Raw genomic sequence first — 14,613 nt, forward strand, 5'->3', positions numbered from 1 at the left:
GACGAAGAAGGGGTGGGGGACCACGGGTCTAACGCATACCGAACACCTCGCGGGTCGTGTCTGGTCACGGACGGCACGACCCTATCGCCGCCGTTCGCGCGGTGCCTCCTGATTCTCCGCGTGTTCGGCGGTACGGGGCGGTTCGTCAGCGGGGCCGGGTGATGGGTTCGCCCCCGTAGACCAGGGACCAGGGGCGCTCCTCGTGCCGGTCTGCGAGGGGGTCGCCCGGGAGGGGCGGTCCGGAGAGGACCCGCGCCGCCACCTCGGCGAAGACCGGGGCGGCCGGATGTGCGTCCCGGGCGGGGCGCACCGCCTCCGTGCGCCGGTACAGGGGTGATCCCTCAAGGCGCCGCCAGGCCAGGCGGGGCTCCCTGGCCGTCGCCTCCGCGGTCTCCAGCCCCACACCGAGGCCTGCCAGGACCAGGCCCAGCAGGAATCCCGCGTCACCGGCCTCCCGCACTCTCGGGGGGACCCAGCCGTGTTCGCGGCACACCGCCAGTACCCGCTCGAACCAGACGGGGTCCGAGCGGCGTGCGGACAGGACGAGTGCGCGGCCCGCCAGGTCGGCGAGTGCCACCGGTGCGGCGCGCGGCGGCGCCTGTCCCCGGGGGAGCACCGCACCCAGCTCCTCCCGGCGCACCGGTTCGCCGACCAGGTCGGAGCCCTCGAACGGCGCGGTCAGGAGACCGGTGTCCACGGTTCCCTCGCCCAGGGCGCGCACCAGGTCGGTCCCGGACATCTCGCACAGGTCGACGTCCAGGCCGGGGGCGTGTTCGGCCATCCCCTCGACCAGGCCGCGCAGCGCGGTCGCCGGGGTGCCGGGCCGCACGGCGGCCCGCAGGGTGCCGAGTTCGCCGTCGCGTACACGGCGCATGGTCTCCCTGAGCCGGGCCTCGCCCGCGACGAGGTCGCGGGCCTGGGAGACCAGGAGCCGCCCGGCGGGGGTGAGAGCGACCTGGCGCCGGGACCGGTCGAAGAGGGCCACCCCCAGTTCCTCCTCCAGCCGGCGCACCGACTGGCTCAGGGCCGGTTGGGCGATCCCCAGCTCGACCGAGGCCTCGCCGAAGTGCCCTTCGCGTGCCACCACCAGGAAGTACCGCAGATGCCGTCCGAGATCCACGGCCAGACACTAGCGGAAGCGGCTAGCGTGAGCGCCGTGACCACCACCGACACCCCTGCCGTGCGCGTGCACGCCCGTGAGATCGACGGAACCCGCGAGTGGGGGCGCCTCGCGGACGAGCCGGTCGTCCTCGCCTCCGTCGCGAAGATCCTCATCGTCCTCGAATTCGCCCGCCAGGCCGGCGCGGGGCTCCTGGATCCGACAGAACGGGTCGTGGCGCGGAGCGCGGACCGCCTCGGCGGGTCGGGTACCGCGGACTTCGCCGACGACGTCGAGCTCTCCCTGCGCGACTGCGCCCACCTGGCCATGACCATCAGCGACAACACGGCCGCCGACCTGCTCGTGGACCGGGTCGGCGCCGAACCCGTGCACCTGCTCGCCGCCGAGCTGGGGCTGGGGGGTACCCGGTTCGCGGGCGGCCCCCGCGACCTGCTGCGGGTTCTGCTGGAGGAGGGCTGGTCCGGTGGGGCGGGGGAGTTGCCCGCCGGGGTCGCGGGGCGCGCCACGTGCGGCACCCCGGCGGACCTGACCCGGCTCCTCCAGCTGGTGTGGACCGACGGGGCCGCCCAGCCGGAGGCGTGCGCGTTCGTCCGCGACCTCATGGCGCGCCAGCTGCTGCGCACCCGTATCGCCTCGGGGTTCGGGCCGGGTGTGCGGGTGAGCGCCAAGTCTGGGACGTTGCCCGGCCTGCGGTGGGAGGCGGGGGTGGTGGAGTACCCGGACGGTGCGCGCTACGCCGTGGCGGTGTGCGCGGTCGGCCCCGATCCGGGGCGGACGGGGGTGGAGGCGGACCTGGCGCTGGGCCGGGCGGCGCGCGAGGCCGTTGAGCGGTTGCGCACGCCCTCCGAGGTGGGGGCCGGGGCGTGGACCGGGGCCGAACTGCTCCGATAGGCGAACGCCTATGGGAGGGCGCCCGTCGCTTATTGGACGCCTGTTCGGGGCGCGTGTTTGGCTGTGCGCCGCTCGGTCCAACGGGGCCGGGCGCACGAGCGGGACGGCGAGAGGACCGGCACATGGCGATCGGACGACGGGGATTCCTGCGGGGCGCGGTGGCGGCGGGGGCGCTCACGCCCCTGCTGTCCGGGGCGGCGGGGGCGGCTCCGTTCGCGCCCGCGGAGCCCTCGGGCGGTGGCTCGGGCACGACGTTCCGGTGGTTGGGCACCAGCGGCTGGCGCATCGACGTGCCGGGGCGGGCGCCGATCCTGGTGGACCCGTTCCTCACCCGGTTCTCCACGGGCCTGTTCGAGCCCGACCGGGAGTTCGACGCCGCGACGGAGCTGACGGTCGACGCCGCGACCGTGGACGAACACACGGCCGACATCGGTGAGGACGCCGTCATCCTGGTGACGCACACCCACTGGGACCACTTCGCCGACGTCCCCCACATCGCGACCACCACGGGGGCGCGGGTGGTCGGGACCCTGACGACGTACCACCTCGCCCAGGCGATGGGGGTTCCGGCGGGGAAGGTGTCCCCGGTGCGCGGCGGGGAGGTCCTGGACTTCGGCGGCTGTGTGGTGGAGGTCGTGTCCTCTCTGCACAGCCGCAACGCCTCCCGGTCGGTGCTCTTCCCCGGGATCCGCGTCGGTGTCCCCGACGCCCCCGCGACGATCGCGGACCTGCCCGAGGGCGACACCCTGGCCTTCCAGGTGACCCCGGGGTCGGGGCCGTCGGTGTTCCTGATGGGCGCCAGCGACTTCGCGGAGCGGGAGGTGGCGGGGCTGGCGCCGGACGTGGCGATGGTCGCGCTGCCCTCGACCTCCAGCACCCACGAGTACGTGCCCCGGCTCATCGAGGCGCTGGACAAGCCCGCCACGGTCGTGCCCGTGCACTGGGACAACTTCGAGCGGGAGCTCGCGAACCCGCCCGAGGACGGCACGGGGTCGGGGATGAGCGTGGAGGAGTTCACGGCGGAGGTGCTGAGGGTCGCTCCGCGGACACGGGTCGTGGTCCCCGAGTACCTGACGCCCCTGAGTTTCTGAGCCGCCCCCGTGCCCGGGGGCGCCCGGGCCGGGCGGGTTGCGGGGTCAGGGGCGGGGGCCGGTCCGCCGCTCGGACGGGCGCCGTTCCAGCGCCTGCACCATGCCGCCCAGGGCGGGTTTGGGGCGGTAGGAGTCGTCGAAGGGCAGGGCGTCGGTGTAGCCGGGAAACCAGTCGGGTATCCACGAGTGGTGGTCGCTGACGCCCCACACCGTGACGTTCACGCACGTGGGAACGTCCAGGCAGGCCTCGACCACCCGCTGGTACTCGCGGGCCTGCTCCTCCAGCTGCTCCGGCTCGGCGGGCTCGGGTATGCGCACGTCGAGTTCGCTGACGGTGACGTCCAGGCCGAGGTCGCTGTACCGGCGCATCTGTTCGGCCATGTCCTCGGGCACGGCGCCGTGCACGAAGTGCCCCTGGAACCCGATGCCGTGCAGGGGCACGCCGCGGTCCAGGAGACCGGTCACCAGTTCGTGGAGGGCGTCGGCCTTGTCCCCGGCGCCCTCGATGCCGAACTCGTTGATGTAGAGCCGGGCGTCGGGGTCCACCTCGTGCGCCATCCGCAGCGCCTCGGCGATGTAGTCCTCGCCCAGGACCTGGTACCAGAGGTTCTCCCGGAGCCCGGGCCCCCCGTCCACGAGGGGTTCGTTGATGACGTCCCAGGTGGTGATCCTGCCCTGGTAGCGGCCCATCAGGGCGTCCATGTGCTCGCGCATCACCCCGAGCAGTTCCGCCTCGGTCCAGGAGCCCTCGGACAGCCAGGCAGGCTGCTGGTTGTGCCACAGCAGGGTGTGGCCGCGCACGTCGAGGCCGTTGCGTCCGGCGAAGCCGACCACCGCGTCGGGCCCGCTCCAGTCGAACTCGTACCGTTCGGGCTGCACGTACTGCCACTTCATGGTGTTCTCCGCGGTGACGGAGGTGTAGTTGCCGGTGACCACGTTCTGGTAGTCGTCGTCGTGGACCAGGGGGTTCACGGCGACGGCCACCCCCAGGCCGATGCCGTGCGCGTCGGCGAGCGCCGGCAGTTCGCTCCCGCCCGACTCCTCGCGAGGCAGGGTGACGATCAGGATGGCGGTGACCACGACGATCACCGCGCACAGGGCCACGGCGGCCGGCAGCGCACCCCGGCGCCGGGTGGGTGTCCGCCCTCCGGCGGAGGCCGCGTCGCGTTTGCCGTCCGCGCCCATGCCTAGAGGGAGCCGGCGGTGACGGGGAACCCGGACAGGGAGCGCACGACAGTGGTCCCCCGACGGGTGGGGGTCCCGGCGGGCCGCAGGCGCGGGAGCCGTTCGGCGAGGGCGCGCAGGGCGATCTCGCCCTCCAGACGGGCGAGCGGGGCTCCCAGGCAGTAGTGGGCGCCGCCGGAGAAGGACAGGTGGTCGGAGGCGTCCTCGCGGGTGATGTCGAACCGGTCGGGGTCGGAGAACCGGTCCGGGTCGCGGTTGGCCGAGCCGATCAGGCACATCGTGTAGTCACCCGGGCGCATCGGTCGGCCCTGCACGGTGGTCTCGGTGTGCGCCCATCTGGTGGTCATCTGTACCGGTGAGTCGAAGCGCAGGACCTCCTCCACCGCCCCCGGTGCCAGTCCGGGGTCGTCCACCAGGCGTTCCCACTGTTCGCGGTGGCGCAGCAGGGCCATCACCCCGTTCCCGATCAGGTTGACCGTGGTCTCGAATCCGGCGAGCAGCAGCAGTCGGCACATCGTGCGCAGTTCGGCCGGGGTGAGCGCGCCGCCGTCGGACTCGGCCACCAGGGCGGAGATGACGTCCTCGCGGGGGTCGGCGCGCCGCTCGGCCATGAGGCGTCCGAACAGCACATCCAATTCTGCAGCCGCCTCGTCGATCCGGCGCAGGTGACTCGCCGAGCGGACGCCGTCCAGGGCGCCGCCGATCGCGTAGCCGATCCGCACGAACTGTTCGTCGTCCGCTTCGGGGACGCCCAGGAGGCGGCTGATGACCGCGATGGGAAGGGGTTGGGCGAAGTCGCGCATGAGGTCGAAGTCGCGCCGGGCCAGCGCGGCGTCGAGGAGTTCGTGGGTGGTCTTCTCGATCTCGGTCCGGTATCCGGCCATGCGGCGCGGGCTGAACGCGGGCCGGGCGAGGGCGCGCAGCCGGGTGTGGTCGGGCGCATCGAGGACGAGGAAGGACAGGTCGAGGACCTCGAACTGTTCGGGCAGGGGTGTCGGCGTGGGCGGTCGCACCCCGAACTCCCGGCCGCGCAGGAGGGTGCTCACGGCCTCGTAGGTGTGGGCGGTGCGGAAGCCGAGCCTGCTGGTGGCGAAGGGCCCCTGGGCGCGCAGTCGCCGGTAGGTGGGGTAGGGGTTGTCGCGCCAGGGGTAGTGCAGGAGGCGGCTGGGGTGGTCGCCGGTCTGGGCGGTCAGCCACGACAGGCCGTGGGCGGCGCGCAGGCGGGTGTCGAGGCGGAGGGAGTCGAGAATCTGCATGGCTGTGGGTCCTCTCCTGGCGGCTCCGGACTCTGTGGGCCCCCGCGGGCGGGATGATGCGCCGTCCCGCTCCGCCCGGTGTGCCAGGGCGCCGTCCGGGGGCGGGCGGGCCCGGAGTGTGCGGTCCGCGGGCGCGTGCGGGTCCGTGGTGCCGTGCTCGTGTCGGCCGGGGACCGCAGCGTAGCGGGGCCGGTCGGCCGGGCGGGGCGAATCCGGCGAACACGTACCAGTGCCCCCGTCCCTTCTGTGCCGGACCGGGCGGGGCCGGGTGCGGTGGGAGCCACGGTCCGGAAGCCCTTCGGCGGGGCCGGGGTGACGTAGACGACACTAGGTGCGCGGAGAGCGCCGCAGCCACTCCGGGCGGTGACTTGGCCGGTGGCGGTCAGGGGGGAACTTCCGGATCCGCCGGGGCGTTTGCGGCGGAGTCCGGGCGTGGTCCCCGGGCCGTCGCGGGTCCGGGACAGGGGCCGGGGCGGGGCTGTACGGGGCGGGGTGTCCCGTCGGCCGCACCCCCTAGACTGGGCCCCTTCCCGTGTGTGGACGGGGATCCGTGCCCGCGGTCGCGGGAGCCGGTCCGTGGTCCGCGCGCCACCCGGTGTTGGCTACGATCGCGGGGGTCCCGGGACCGCAATCGCGGGATGACAGTCGCGGCAGAGTCGGAGGATGAGGACGTTGGGTCCCCTAGAGAACACTGACCCCGAACGCATTGGCCGGTACCGGCTGATCGGGCGCCTGGGAGCCGGCGGTATGGGGCAGGTGTTCTTCGGACGCTCGGCCGCAGGCCGGGCCGTCGCGATCAAGCGCATCCACCCTCACCTGGCCGCGGACGCGTCCTTCCGCCAGCGTTTCGCCCGTGAGGTCACCGCGGCCCGCCAGGTCAGCGGGGCGTTCACCGCGCCGGTCATCGACGCGGACCCCGACGACGAGGTGCCGTGGCTGGTCACCTCCTACGTCCCCTCGCTGCCCCTGGACGAGGCCGTGCAGGCGCACGGGCCGCTCCCGGAGGCGAGCGTGCGGGTGCTCGCCGCGGGCCTGGCCGAGGCGCTCGTGGAGATCCACCGGGTCGGTCTGATCCACCGCGACCTCAAGCCGGGCAACGTGCTGCTGTCCGAGGACGGGCCCCGGGTGATCGACTTCGGTATCGCCCGCGCCACGGACGGGACGGCGGCCACCCAGTCGATCATCGGGACGCCGGGGTTCATGAGCCCCGAGCAGGTGCAGGGGGAGAACCTGACCGCCGCCAGCGACCTGTTCGCCTACGGCGCGGTCCTGGCCTTCGCGGCGTCGGGGACCGGACCCTTCGGTGAGGGCAACATGCCCACCATGGTCATGCGCATCATCAGCCGGGAACCGGACCTGTCCGCCGTACCCGAGAGCCTGCGCCACCTGGTCGCGGCCTGCCTGTCCAAGGACCCGCAGGGGCGGCCGGGGCCGGGCGAGATCCTCGACTACCTGGGCGACGTGCACGCCGGGACGTCCTGGCTGCCCCCGGCCGTGATGGCGGGCGTGGGCGAGCAGGTCGCCAAGGTCAACCAGGCGCTCGCCTCCTCGGCGGGGGACCCGCAGGCCACTGGCGGCCACCAGCGCACCGAGGTGCTCGGGGCCGGCGGTGCGGCGGCCCTGGGGGGTGCGGCCGGGGCCCTGGGCGGCGCCGCCGCCGCGGGGGCGTTCGGTGATGACCAGGCCACCCGGGTGGCGGGCGGGACCCAGGGTACGGACCACGGCGCCGCGTCCGGGCCCGGCCACCAGGGATACCAGCCCACGGCTCAGTTCCCGCCCACCCAGCAGCAGCCGGGGCAGCCGACCTCCCAGTACGGGCAGGGGGCCACCTCCCAGTACCAGCAGCAGGGACAGGGGCAGGGGCAGGGGCAGGGCGGGGACGACCCGTACGCCGACCTGTACGAGGGGTCGCGCGGCAGGCGGGCCGACACCGGTTCCTACCAGCGCCAGCAGCAGGAGGAACAGCGCCGGCAGGCGGTGGAGCAGCAGCGCCGGCAGGAGGACCAGCGGCGCCGTATGGAGGAGCAGAGGACCGAGCAGCGCCGCAGGCAGGAGTCCGAGCGCGTGCACCGCGACCGCCTGCGCGCGGAGCAGGACGCGGCCCGCAGAGCGCAGTCCGAGGCGCGTCGGGCCGACCAGCCGGGCCTGTGGGGTTTCGTCAAGCTCCTGCCGCTGCTGATCCTGCCGCTGATCCAGATCCCGCTGGGATACGGTGCGGCGCTGGCGTGGGCGTGGTTCACCACCGAGACCGACGTGTGGACCGGGTCCGCGTACTACTTCGAGCCGCTGACGATGGACGCGTTCTGGCACGCGACGATGCTGGGCTACTTCCTCCTCAACAACCTGGTGTCGTTGGAGTTCCTGGTGCGTTCGCTGCGCACCTCGTTCGTCACGGGCGCGGTGCTCGCCCTGGGCGTCATCGCGGCGACCAACGGTCTGCTGTACAGCTTCGGTTTCTGGGGCTGACCCGGGGCACGTCCCCGCGGGGCCTCAGCGCTCCGCGGGGACCCGCACGGTGTCGGTGAAGTCGACGCGGTGTCCGAACACCCACGCGTGCTGGTCGAACCGGGAGATCACCCGGAAGGCCACGGGGAGGAACAGGTCGCGCAGGAACACCTGGACGCGGCCGGTCGCGAGCTTGCCCGCGCTCCGCCTGCGGCCCTCGGCGACCACGCGCTCGACCCGGTCGCGGCGTATCCGCTCGTAGGCCCGCAGAGCCCCGGCGGGGTCGGGCACGTCGCGCAGGCACATGGCCAGGACGAGTGCGTCCTCCAGGGCCTGGGAGGCGCCCTGCCCGCTGGAGGAGGACATCGCGTGGGCGGCGTCGCCGAGCAGGGCGACGCGGCCCCGGGTCCAGCGCGGGAGCGAGGCGATGTCGTACACGCCCAGCGGGGTGAAGGCGGTCTCCTCGGCCTGTTCGAGCGCGGCGGCGACGTGGGGCTGTTCGTCGGCGAAGAGCCCCCTCACGTGGTTCTTCCACCCTCCCGCGGGCGGGGTGTCGGCCGCCGCCTGGTCGGGGTGGGGCAGGTTGACGAACCAGAGGGCGCCGTCGGAGCCGGTCTGGTAGCCGAGGAAGGCCCGGCGGCCGAACACCATGCGTGTGGTGCCCTCCGGGGTGTCGGGCAGTGCGCCCCGGGGGAGCCGGCCGCCCATGTTGAGGAGCCCGGTGTAGGCGGGCTCGGGTGCTCCGGGGTCCATGGCGCGCCGCACGGGGGAGTGGATGCCGTCGGCGCCGACGAGCACGTCGCCCTCGGCGGTGGTGCCGTCGGCGAAGGCCACGCGTACGCCGCGGCCGGTGTCGGTGTGGGACACGAGCCTCCTGCCGTAGGCGACGGGGACGCCGCGGGCGGCGGCTTCGCCGGCGAGCGCGGTCTGGAGCAGGCCGCGGGTGATGGTGATGGTGCGCAGGCCCTCGCCCTGGCGGGAGGATCCGTCGTCGAGCGTGCCCAGCAGGCGTCCGGTTCCGCTGCGGAACTCGATGCGGTCGCTGGGGAAGGACGCGGCGGCTGTGACGGTGTCGAGCAGGCCCAGGGTGTCGAGGACGGACAGGCCGTTGGGGGCCAGGCCCAGGTGGCTGCCGAGGGCGGTGGCGGGTCCGTCATGGGCCTCGAAGACCTGGGCGTCGACTCCGGCCCGGCGCAGGGCGATCGCCAGGACCGGACCTCCGATTCCCCCGCCACTGATGAGAACGCGCATGATGGACTCCTGGTGGTGACCTGACAGAATTAATTCGTTCGGTCGAACGAAATATATGTGGACTTCCGGGACGCGTCAAGGGCGTCGCCGCGGAGTCCGGACGAGCGAGGCGGAGGCGGCATGGGGCAGGAACGGGAACAGGCGCTGCGGGAGGTGTCGGAGGCCGGGCGCAGGCTCAGTGCCGCGGCGGTCATGTTCCACACGGCCGTGGGGGAGAAGCTGGGCATCGGACCCAGCGACTGGAAGACCCTGGACCTGCTCGACCGCCACGGTCCCTGTACGGCGGGCGAGCTCGTACGCCACTCCGGCCTGGCGCCCGCCTCCGTGACCGGGGTCCTGGACCGGTTGGAGCGCCACGGGTTCGTGCGGCGCACCAGGGACGACCGGGACCGGCGCCGGGTGGTCGTCACCGTGGCCCCCGACCTGCCCGCGCGCATGGCCGAGGGCTTCGCCGGGCTGATGCGCGGCCTCGACGAGGTCAACGCCGGCTATGACACCGAACAGCTCGCCCTCATCGCCGGTTACCTGTCGGCCGCGGCGGAGGCGCAGACGGCGGCCACCGCCGATCTGACCCGGGGCGGATCCTAGCCCGGGGTCCCGCACGGCCTCCGGAGGGCTCCGGGCGCCCCGGGCGCGCGGCCCCTCGCGGCACGCCCCTCCGGGGTCCGTGCGCCCGCGCGCCGCGCCCGTACTTCCGGGGCCTGCGGTCGCTCGGCGCACGCCCTGTGGAGCACCGCGTGCGCCCGCCCGGTCGACCGCTCACTGCTGCGGCGGGAGCGGGGCAGGGACCGGCATGACACCATGGGACGCGGTTCCGAATGCTGTCCTGAAGGTGCGAACACACTGTCCTTTGCGCACCGACCGCCCGCGCCGGCGCACCCGCGTGAAGGCGGATCCGAGGGGCGAATCGGCGATCGTCGCACGTCACGCACGGGCGATCCGCACTCGGAGCTCCGCATCCCGGTCGCTCACCGTGTCCGAGTCGATCCGGACGGCGAAAATTCTTCGCCAGGGCCCGTTGTGGCCCTGTGTCGTTCCTGTTAACTTTCACCGTGCAAGGTCATGGGAGCGTTCCCAAACTGAATGCCCGTTCATCCTGCTCGCAAAAATCCCGATCCGACCCCCGGCGAAACAGCCGATTCCACGGCCTGCGCTGTCGCAGTGCAACGAAAAGGGGTGGACGGGATCGCCCTGTCGGGGCCCCGCCCGCCCACCCGGAACGGGCAGGTCGGGGAGCCACCGGGTGACCGGGCGGACAGGCCCGCAGACGGAAAGGAAGACCCCCCGTGAAGACTGTGACCAAGGTGGGCGCGATCGCCGCGGCCGGCACCCTCGCCGGTGCGCTGGCCGTGTCGCTCGCCCCGCAGCCCGCCGCCGCCCACGGCGCGTTCACCTACCCCGCCAGCCGTACCTACGCCTGCTACGTCGACGGCCTGGAGGGCGGAGCGGGCGGCAACGTCGAACCGACCAACCCGGCCTGCGCCGACGCCCTGGACGAGGGCGGCTCGTACCCGTTCTGGAACTGGTTCGGCAACCTCATCAGCGACGCGGACGGCCGCCACCAGGAGGTCGTGGCCGACGGCGAGCTGTGCGGGCCCACGCCCGCCTTCTCGGCGTTCAACGCCGTGCGCACCGACTGGCCGACCACCGGCCTGCCCTCCGGCGAGACGGTCGAGTTCCACCACAACGCGTGGGCCCCCCACCCCGGCACCTTCTTCACGTACGTCACCGAGGCGGGCTGGGACCCCCAGACCGAGCTCACCTGGGCGGACCTGGAACTCGTCGACGAGGTGACCGACCCGCCGCTGCGCCAGGACGGTGTCCAGGGCGCCGAGTACTACTGGGACGTCGACCTGCCCGAACGGCAGGGGCAGCACATCGTGTACGTGGTGTGGGAGCGCTCGGACAGCCCGGAGGCGTTCTACAACTGCTCCGACGTCGTCTTCGACTGATCCGGCCGCCGGTGGCGCCGCCCTCCCGCAGAGGGGCGGTGCCACCGGGGCGGACCCGGCGCCGTGTCCCGTGTACCCGGGGTCCGTCAGTTGGGGGAGGCCGCGGTGGAACGGCTCTCCCGGATCTCCGTCACCCGGTGGTGGACCGGTCGGCTCGGGGAGAGCGCCGAGCACGTGGTCGGGCACTCCTGGCCCTCGACCGCGGACACCGACACCGTGTACAGCCCGCCGTCGTGTCCCAGGGTGACGCGCACCCCGTCGGCGGTCTCCTCCTCGCACAGGTGGGCGATGGAGTCCAGCCCCACCGTTCCCAGCCGGGCCCGCAGCGCCGCCTCGGCGGCCTGCGCGGCGGAGGAGTCACTGCACCGGCCCCGGTAGTTCTCCGCGAGTACGAGCCCGCGCTCGAACGCCGCCACCGTGCGCACGGCCGACTCGGGCTCCAACCGCCCGAAGTAGACGCCCTGGGGAAGGGTGACGAGGTTGGCGGCGAACCGGTCGCCGCCCACGTGCGTGGTCTCCCACACCTCGGCCCGGCCCCCGGCCAGGGCGGAGGCCACCGGACGGCCCAGGACCGCGCAGCACGGGTCCTTCTTCGCGTGCGTGCACACCAGGTACAGGGTGTGGTCGACGGGGACGCCGAACGACGGCGGTTCGGGCCGCTCCACGGCGGTGACGTCGTGGGCCAGGAGCTCGGACAGGTTCTCGAAGTCCACCCGGCGGACCCACGGGCGGGTCCGGCTGACGTGCACGTAGTAGGCCCGCAGCGGTCCGGTCGGGGAGGCGGCGCGGGAGGTGGTACCGGGACGCTTGATCAGCTGGGGCTTGATGCCGGTGCCCGCGATCCTGGCGGCCAGCTCGGCGACGGCGTCCTTGTCCAGGCCGGGGCTGGCGAAGGCGGGGTGGCGCCACGGCCCGGAGTGCTCGACCAGGAGCCAGCCGGTCGTGCGTCCGGCCGTCCCGGAGATCTGCTCGCCGGTGTAGCGGGCCAGGGCCGAGCAGCCCCGGCTGCCGTCCGGGGCGGTGGGAAGCCGCACGGGTCACGTCCAATCGGGAGGCGGGTACACGAGCACGCGGCCGCCCCGCCAGGAGGGGGAGGACCGCGTGTCAGTGTTAGGTTAGCCTACCCATTGCTTGGTTCGGACCCGCGTCGGGGGTCACGGCCGCGGAGGGGGTCCGCGGGGCCGTCCGCCCTGCGCTCGGCGGGGGGCGGGGCACCGCCCAGCAGGCGCGCGAGGGCCCGACGCGCCGAGTCCACGTGCTCCTCGGCCGCGTCGCCCAGCGCCGGGGTGTCGCCGTGCGCCAGCATCCGCACCAGGTCGCGGTGCTCGTCGACCACCGCCGACCGGTACTGGGCGTGGCCCAGCCGTATGCGGGTCAGCTGGAACAGGTACACCTGTGAGCGCACCCCGTGCCAGGCGTCGGTCAGCCGGCTGTTCCCGGCGGTCTCGTAGACGCGGTCGTGGAAGGCCATGTCCAGGGAGAGCAGGACGGGGCTCTCCGCGCCGTCCGCCAGCGCCCGCTCCATCGCTCCCACCAGGGCCGAGAGCTCCGCGACCCGTTCGGGGGTGGCGAGGGCGGCCGCCGTGCGGGTGGCCAGGCGCTCCAGGGCCGCGCGGACCGTGTACACCTCGTCCACGTCGTCGGGGCCCAGGTCGATCACCCGGGCGCCGCGGTGCCACTCGCTGTGGACCAGGCCCTCGCGTTCCAGGATGGCCAGGCCCTCGCGGACCGACCCCCGGCTCACGTCCAGCGAGGAGGCCAGCTCCACCTCGCGCAGTGCCGCGCCCGGTGGGACGTGGCCCTCGAAGATGGACTCGCGGATGCGGTCGGCCGCCTCGTGGGCCAGACCGCGCCGCTGCGCCCTGCGCATGCCGTTCCTCCCGGATCCGCCCCCGGACTCGTCCCCCGACGCCGCGTCGAGTGTACGGGGTGGGTCCGCCGGGGCGGGAGCGGTCCGGGGCACGGACCGACCCCGACGGCGGGATGTTGACATCCGGACAACCCCTGTCGCAGGATGAATCGCCCGGCCACACCGGGTGGCACGGTCCCCGTGGTCCGGATCCCGTCCTGATCCGGACCACGGGAGCCGGGCTCCGCGACCGCCCGCCGTTACGGGCGGGGGATGCCGGTGTAGTTCTCCGCCAGCTGGGTCGAGGCCGCCCGCGAGGACGCCAGGTACTCCAGGTGCGAGAGCTGGAGGCGGTGCTCGAAGGCATCGCCCGAGGCGTGCAGCAGCGTGGTCATCCAGTAGGAGAAGTGCTCGGCCCGCCACACCCGGCGCAGGGCCGTCGCGGAGTAGTCCTCCAGCGCCCCCGTCTCGCCCCGCGTGTACCAGGCGCGCAAAGCCTCCGCCAGGAGTGCCACGTCGTTCAGTGCCAGGTTCAGGCCCTTGGCCCCGGTGGGCGGCACGATGTGCGCGGAGTCCCCGGCGAAGTAGAGGCGGCCGTGGCTCATCGGTTCGGTGACGAAGCTGCGCATGGGGGTCAGGCTCTTGGAGGTGAGCGGCCCGCGCCGCAGCTCCCAGCCGGGGACGGCCATGCGCTCGGACAGCTCCTCCCACACCCGCTCCTGCGACCAGTCGTCGGGGTCGGTGCCGTTGGGCACCTGGAGGTAGAGGCGGCTCACCTCCTCCGAGCGCATGCTGTGCAGGGCGAAGCCGCGCTCGTGGCGCGCGTAGACCAGCTCCTCGCACGAGGGCGGCACGTCGGCCAGCACGCCCAGCCAGCTGAAGGGGTAGAGCCGGTCGAAGGTGCGGACGACGTCCTCGGGCAGGCTGCGCCGCCCGATCCCGTGGAAGCCGTCGCAGGCCGCCACGTAGTCGCACTCCAGCAGCTGTTCCTCACCGCCGTGGGTGAAGCGCACGCGCGGGCGGTCTGTCTCGATCCCCTCGATCGCTGTGGCCCGGGCGCCGAAGAGGATCCTGCCCCCGTCCGCCAGCCGCCTGGCGGTCAGGTCCTTGACGATCTCGGTCTGCGCCCAGATCTCCACGGTGCGTCCGCACAGGTCGGAGAAGTCCACGCGGTGGGAGCGGCCGTCGAAGCGCAGTTCGATGCCGTGGTGGGTGATGCCCTCGCGGTCCATGCGGTCGCCGACTCCGCTGCGGCGCAGGATCTGGGCGACGCCGTGCTCCACGACCCCCGCGCGCTGGCGTGCCTCGACGTAGTCGCGGTCCCGGGTCTCCAGCACCACCGACTCGATGCCGGACAGGTGCAGCAGGTGGGAGAGCAGGAGGCCGGAGGGCCCCGCTCCGATGATGCCGACGCGTGTGCGCATCAGGTGTCCCCTCGTCCGGTGGGCGTCCCGCCCAGGCGTCTTAAGTGTTCTCTATGCGAACATAAATTCACATATCGAACACAGTGCGAGCCTAGCGAGGCCTCCGGTCGACTGGCAATGCGGGGTCTGGAATGCCCTGACCAGGCACA

12 protein-coding genes are annotated in these 14,613 nt (G+C 73.5%); 5 read left to right on the top strand and 7 right to left on the bottom strand.

Going from position 1 to position 14,613, the window contains the following annotated elements; genetic code table 11:
• Positions 1 to 145 precede the first annotated feature (145 nt).
• Positions 146 to 1,120, bottom strand: a complete 975-nt coding sequence (locus Q8791_RS23910) for a LysR family transcriptional regulator (protein ID WP_330094035.1) — start codon at positions 1,118 to 1,120, stop codon at positions 146 to 148.
• Positions 1,121 to 1,156: 36 nt separating this feature from the next.
• On the opposite strand from Q8791_RS23910, the gene Q8791_RS23915 reads away from it, so the two are divergent.
• Together Q8791_RS23915 and Q8791_RS23920 are read left to right on the top strand one after the other, a co-directional pair.
• Positions 1,157 to 2,011 (top strand): serine hydrolase, encoded by an 855-nt coding sequence (locus Q8791_RS23915; protein WP_330094036.1) that lies wholly within the window; start codon positions 1,157 to 1,159, stop codon positions 2,009 to 2,011.
• A 122-nt stretch (positions 2,012 to 2,133) separates the two neighbouring features.
• The gene (locus Q8791_RS23920) at positions 2,134 to 3,102 is read left to right on the top strand and encodes an MBL fold metallo-hydrolase (protein WP_330094037.1); all 969 of its coding nucleotides are present in this window, start codon (positions 2,134 to 2,136) and stop codon (positions 3,100 to 3,102) included.
• Positions 3,103 to 3,147: 45 nt separating this feature from the next.
• Here Q8791_RS23920 and Q8791_RS23925 read toward each other — a convergent pair whose 3' ends face one another.
• Together Q8791_RS23925 and Q8791_RS23930 are read right to left on the bottom strand one after the other, a co-directional pair.
• Positions 3,148 to 4,287, bottom strand: a complete 1,140-nt coding sequence (locus Q8791_RS23925; protein WP_330094038.1) for an endo-1,4-beta-xylanase — start codon at positions 4,285 to 4,287, stop codon at positions 3,148 to 3,150.
• A 2-nt stretch (positions 4,288 to 4,289) separates the two neighbouring features.
• Positions 4,290 to 5,543: a cytochrome P450 gene (locus Q8791_RS23930; RefSeq protein ID WP_330094039.1), complete on the bottom strand. Its 1,254-nt coding sequence runs from the start codon at positions 5,541 to 5,543 to the stop codon at positions 4,290 to 4,292.
• Between the two features lie 663 nt (positions 5,544 to 6,206).
• On the opposite strand from Q8791_RS23930, the gene Q8791_RS23935 reads away from it, so the two are divergent.
• A complete protein-coding gene (locus tag Q8791_RS23935; protein ID WP_330094040.1) occupies positions 6,207 to 8,009 on the top strand; it encodes a serine/threonine protein kinase in 1,803 nt (600 codons plus the stop codon).
• A 24-nt stretch (positions 8,010 to 8,033) separates the two neighbouring features.
• On the opposite strand, the gene Q8791_RS23940 is transcribed toward Q8791_RS23935, so the two are convergent.
• The gene (locus Q8791_RS23940) at positions 8,034 to 9,239 is read right to left on the bottom strand and encodes an FAD-dependent oxidoreductase (protein WP_330094041.1); all 1,206 of its coding nucleotides are present in this window, start codon (positions 9,237 to 9,239) and stop codon (positions 8,034 to 8,036) included.
• Between the two features lie 120 nt (positions 9,240 to 9,359).
• On the opposite strand from Q8791_RS23940, the gene Q8791_RS23945 reads away from it, so the two are divergent.
• Entirely contained in the window at positions 9,360 to 9,827 is a 468-nt protein-coding gene (locus tag Q8791_RS23945) for a MarR family winged helix-turn-helix transcriptional regulator (protein ID WP_330094042.1), read from the top strand.
• 698 nt (positions 9,828 to 10,525) lie between these two features.
• Complete coding sequence (locus tag Q8791_RS23950; RefSeq protein ID WP_330094043.1) at positions 10,526 to 11,191, top strand: lytic polysaccharide monooxygenase auxiliary activity family 9 protein; 666 nt, start codon at positions 10,526 to 10,528, stop codon at positions 11,189 to 11,191.
• 86 nt (positions 11,192 to 11,277) lie between these two features.
• On the opposite strand, the gene Q8791_RS23955 is transcribed toward Q8791_RS23950, so the two are convergent.
• From Q8791_RS23955 to Q8791_RS23965, 3 genes are all read right to left on the bottom strand, one after another.
• Positions 11,278 to 12,225, bottom strand: a complete 948-nt coding sequence (locus tag Q8791_RS23955) for a sucrase ferredoxin (protein ID WP_330094044.1) — start codon at positions 12,223 to 12,225, stop codon at positions 11,278 to 11,280.
• Between the two features lie 86 nt (positions 12,226 to 12,311).
• Positions 12,312 to 13,061 carry a GntR family transcriptional regulator gene (locus Q8791_RS23960; RefSeq protein WP_330094045.1) on the bottom strand — a complete coding sequence of 250 codons (750 nt, stop codon included), beginning with the start codon at positions 13,059 to 13,061 and terminating at the stop codon, positions 12,312 to 12,314.
• A 239-nt stretch (positions 13,062 to 13,300) separates the two neighbouring features.
• Entirely contained in the window at positions 13,301 to 14,464 is a 1,164-nt protein-coding gene (locus Q8791_RS23965; RefSeq protein ID WP_330094046.1) for a 4-hydroxybenzoate 3-monooxygenase, read from the bottom strand.
• Between the last annotated feature and the right edge of the window lie 149 nt (positions 14,465 to 14,613).

The sequence above is a fragment of the Nocardiopsis codii genome (assembly GCF_036327455.1).
GTDB lineage: Bacteria > Actinomycetota > Actinomycetes > Streptosporangiales > Streptosporangiaceae > Nocardiopsis > Nocardiopsis codii.

Bases quoted from the DNA above. Each gene is read 5' to 3' on its own strand.
- Q8791_RS23920 (WP_330094037.1), top strand. From the start codon at position 2,134: ATGGCGATCGGACGACGGGGATTCCTGCGGGGCGCGGTGGCGGCGGGG.
- Q8791_RS23925 (WP_330094038.1), bottom strand. From the start codon at position 4,287: ATGGGCGCGGACGGCAAACGCGACGCGGCCTCCGCCGGAGGGCGGACA.
- Q8791_RS23930 (WP_330094039.1), bottom strand. From the start codon at position 5,543: ATGCAGATTCTCGACTCCCTCCGCCTCGACACCCGCCTGCGCGCCGCC.
- Q8791_RS23935 (WP_330094040.1), top strand. From the start codon at position 6,207: ATGAGGACGTTGGGTCCCCTAGAGAACACTGACCCCGAACGCATTGGC.
- Q8791_RS23940 (WP_330094041.1), bottom strand. From the start codon at position 9,239: ATGCGCGTTCTCATCAGTGGCGGGGGAATCGGAGGTCCGGTCCTGGCG.
- Q8791_RS23945 (WP_330094042.1), top strand. From the start codon at position 9,360: ATGGGGCAGGAACGGGAACAGGCGCTGCGGGAGGTGTCGGAGGCCGGG.
- Q8791_RS23960 (WP_330094045.1), bottom strand. From the start codon at position 13,061: ATGCGCAGGGCGCAGCGGCGCGGTCTGGCCCACGAGGCGGCCGACCGC.
- Q8791_RS23965 (WP_330094046.1), bottom strand. From the start codon at position 14,464: ATGCGCACACGCGTCGGCATCATCGGAGCGGGGCCCTCCGGCCTCCTG.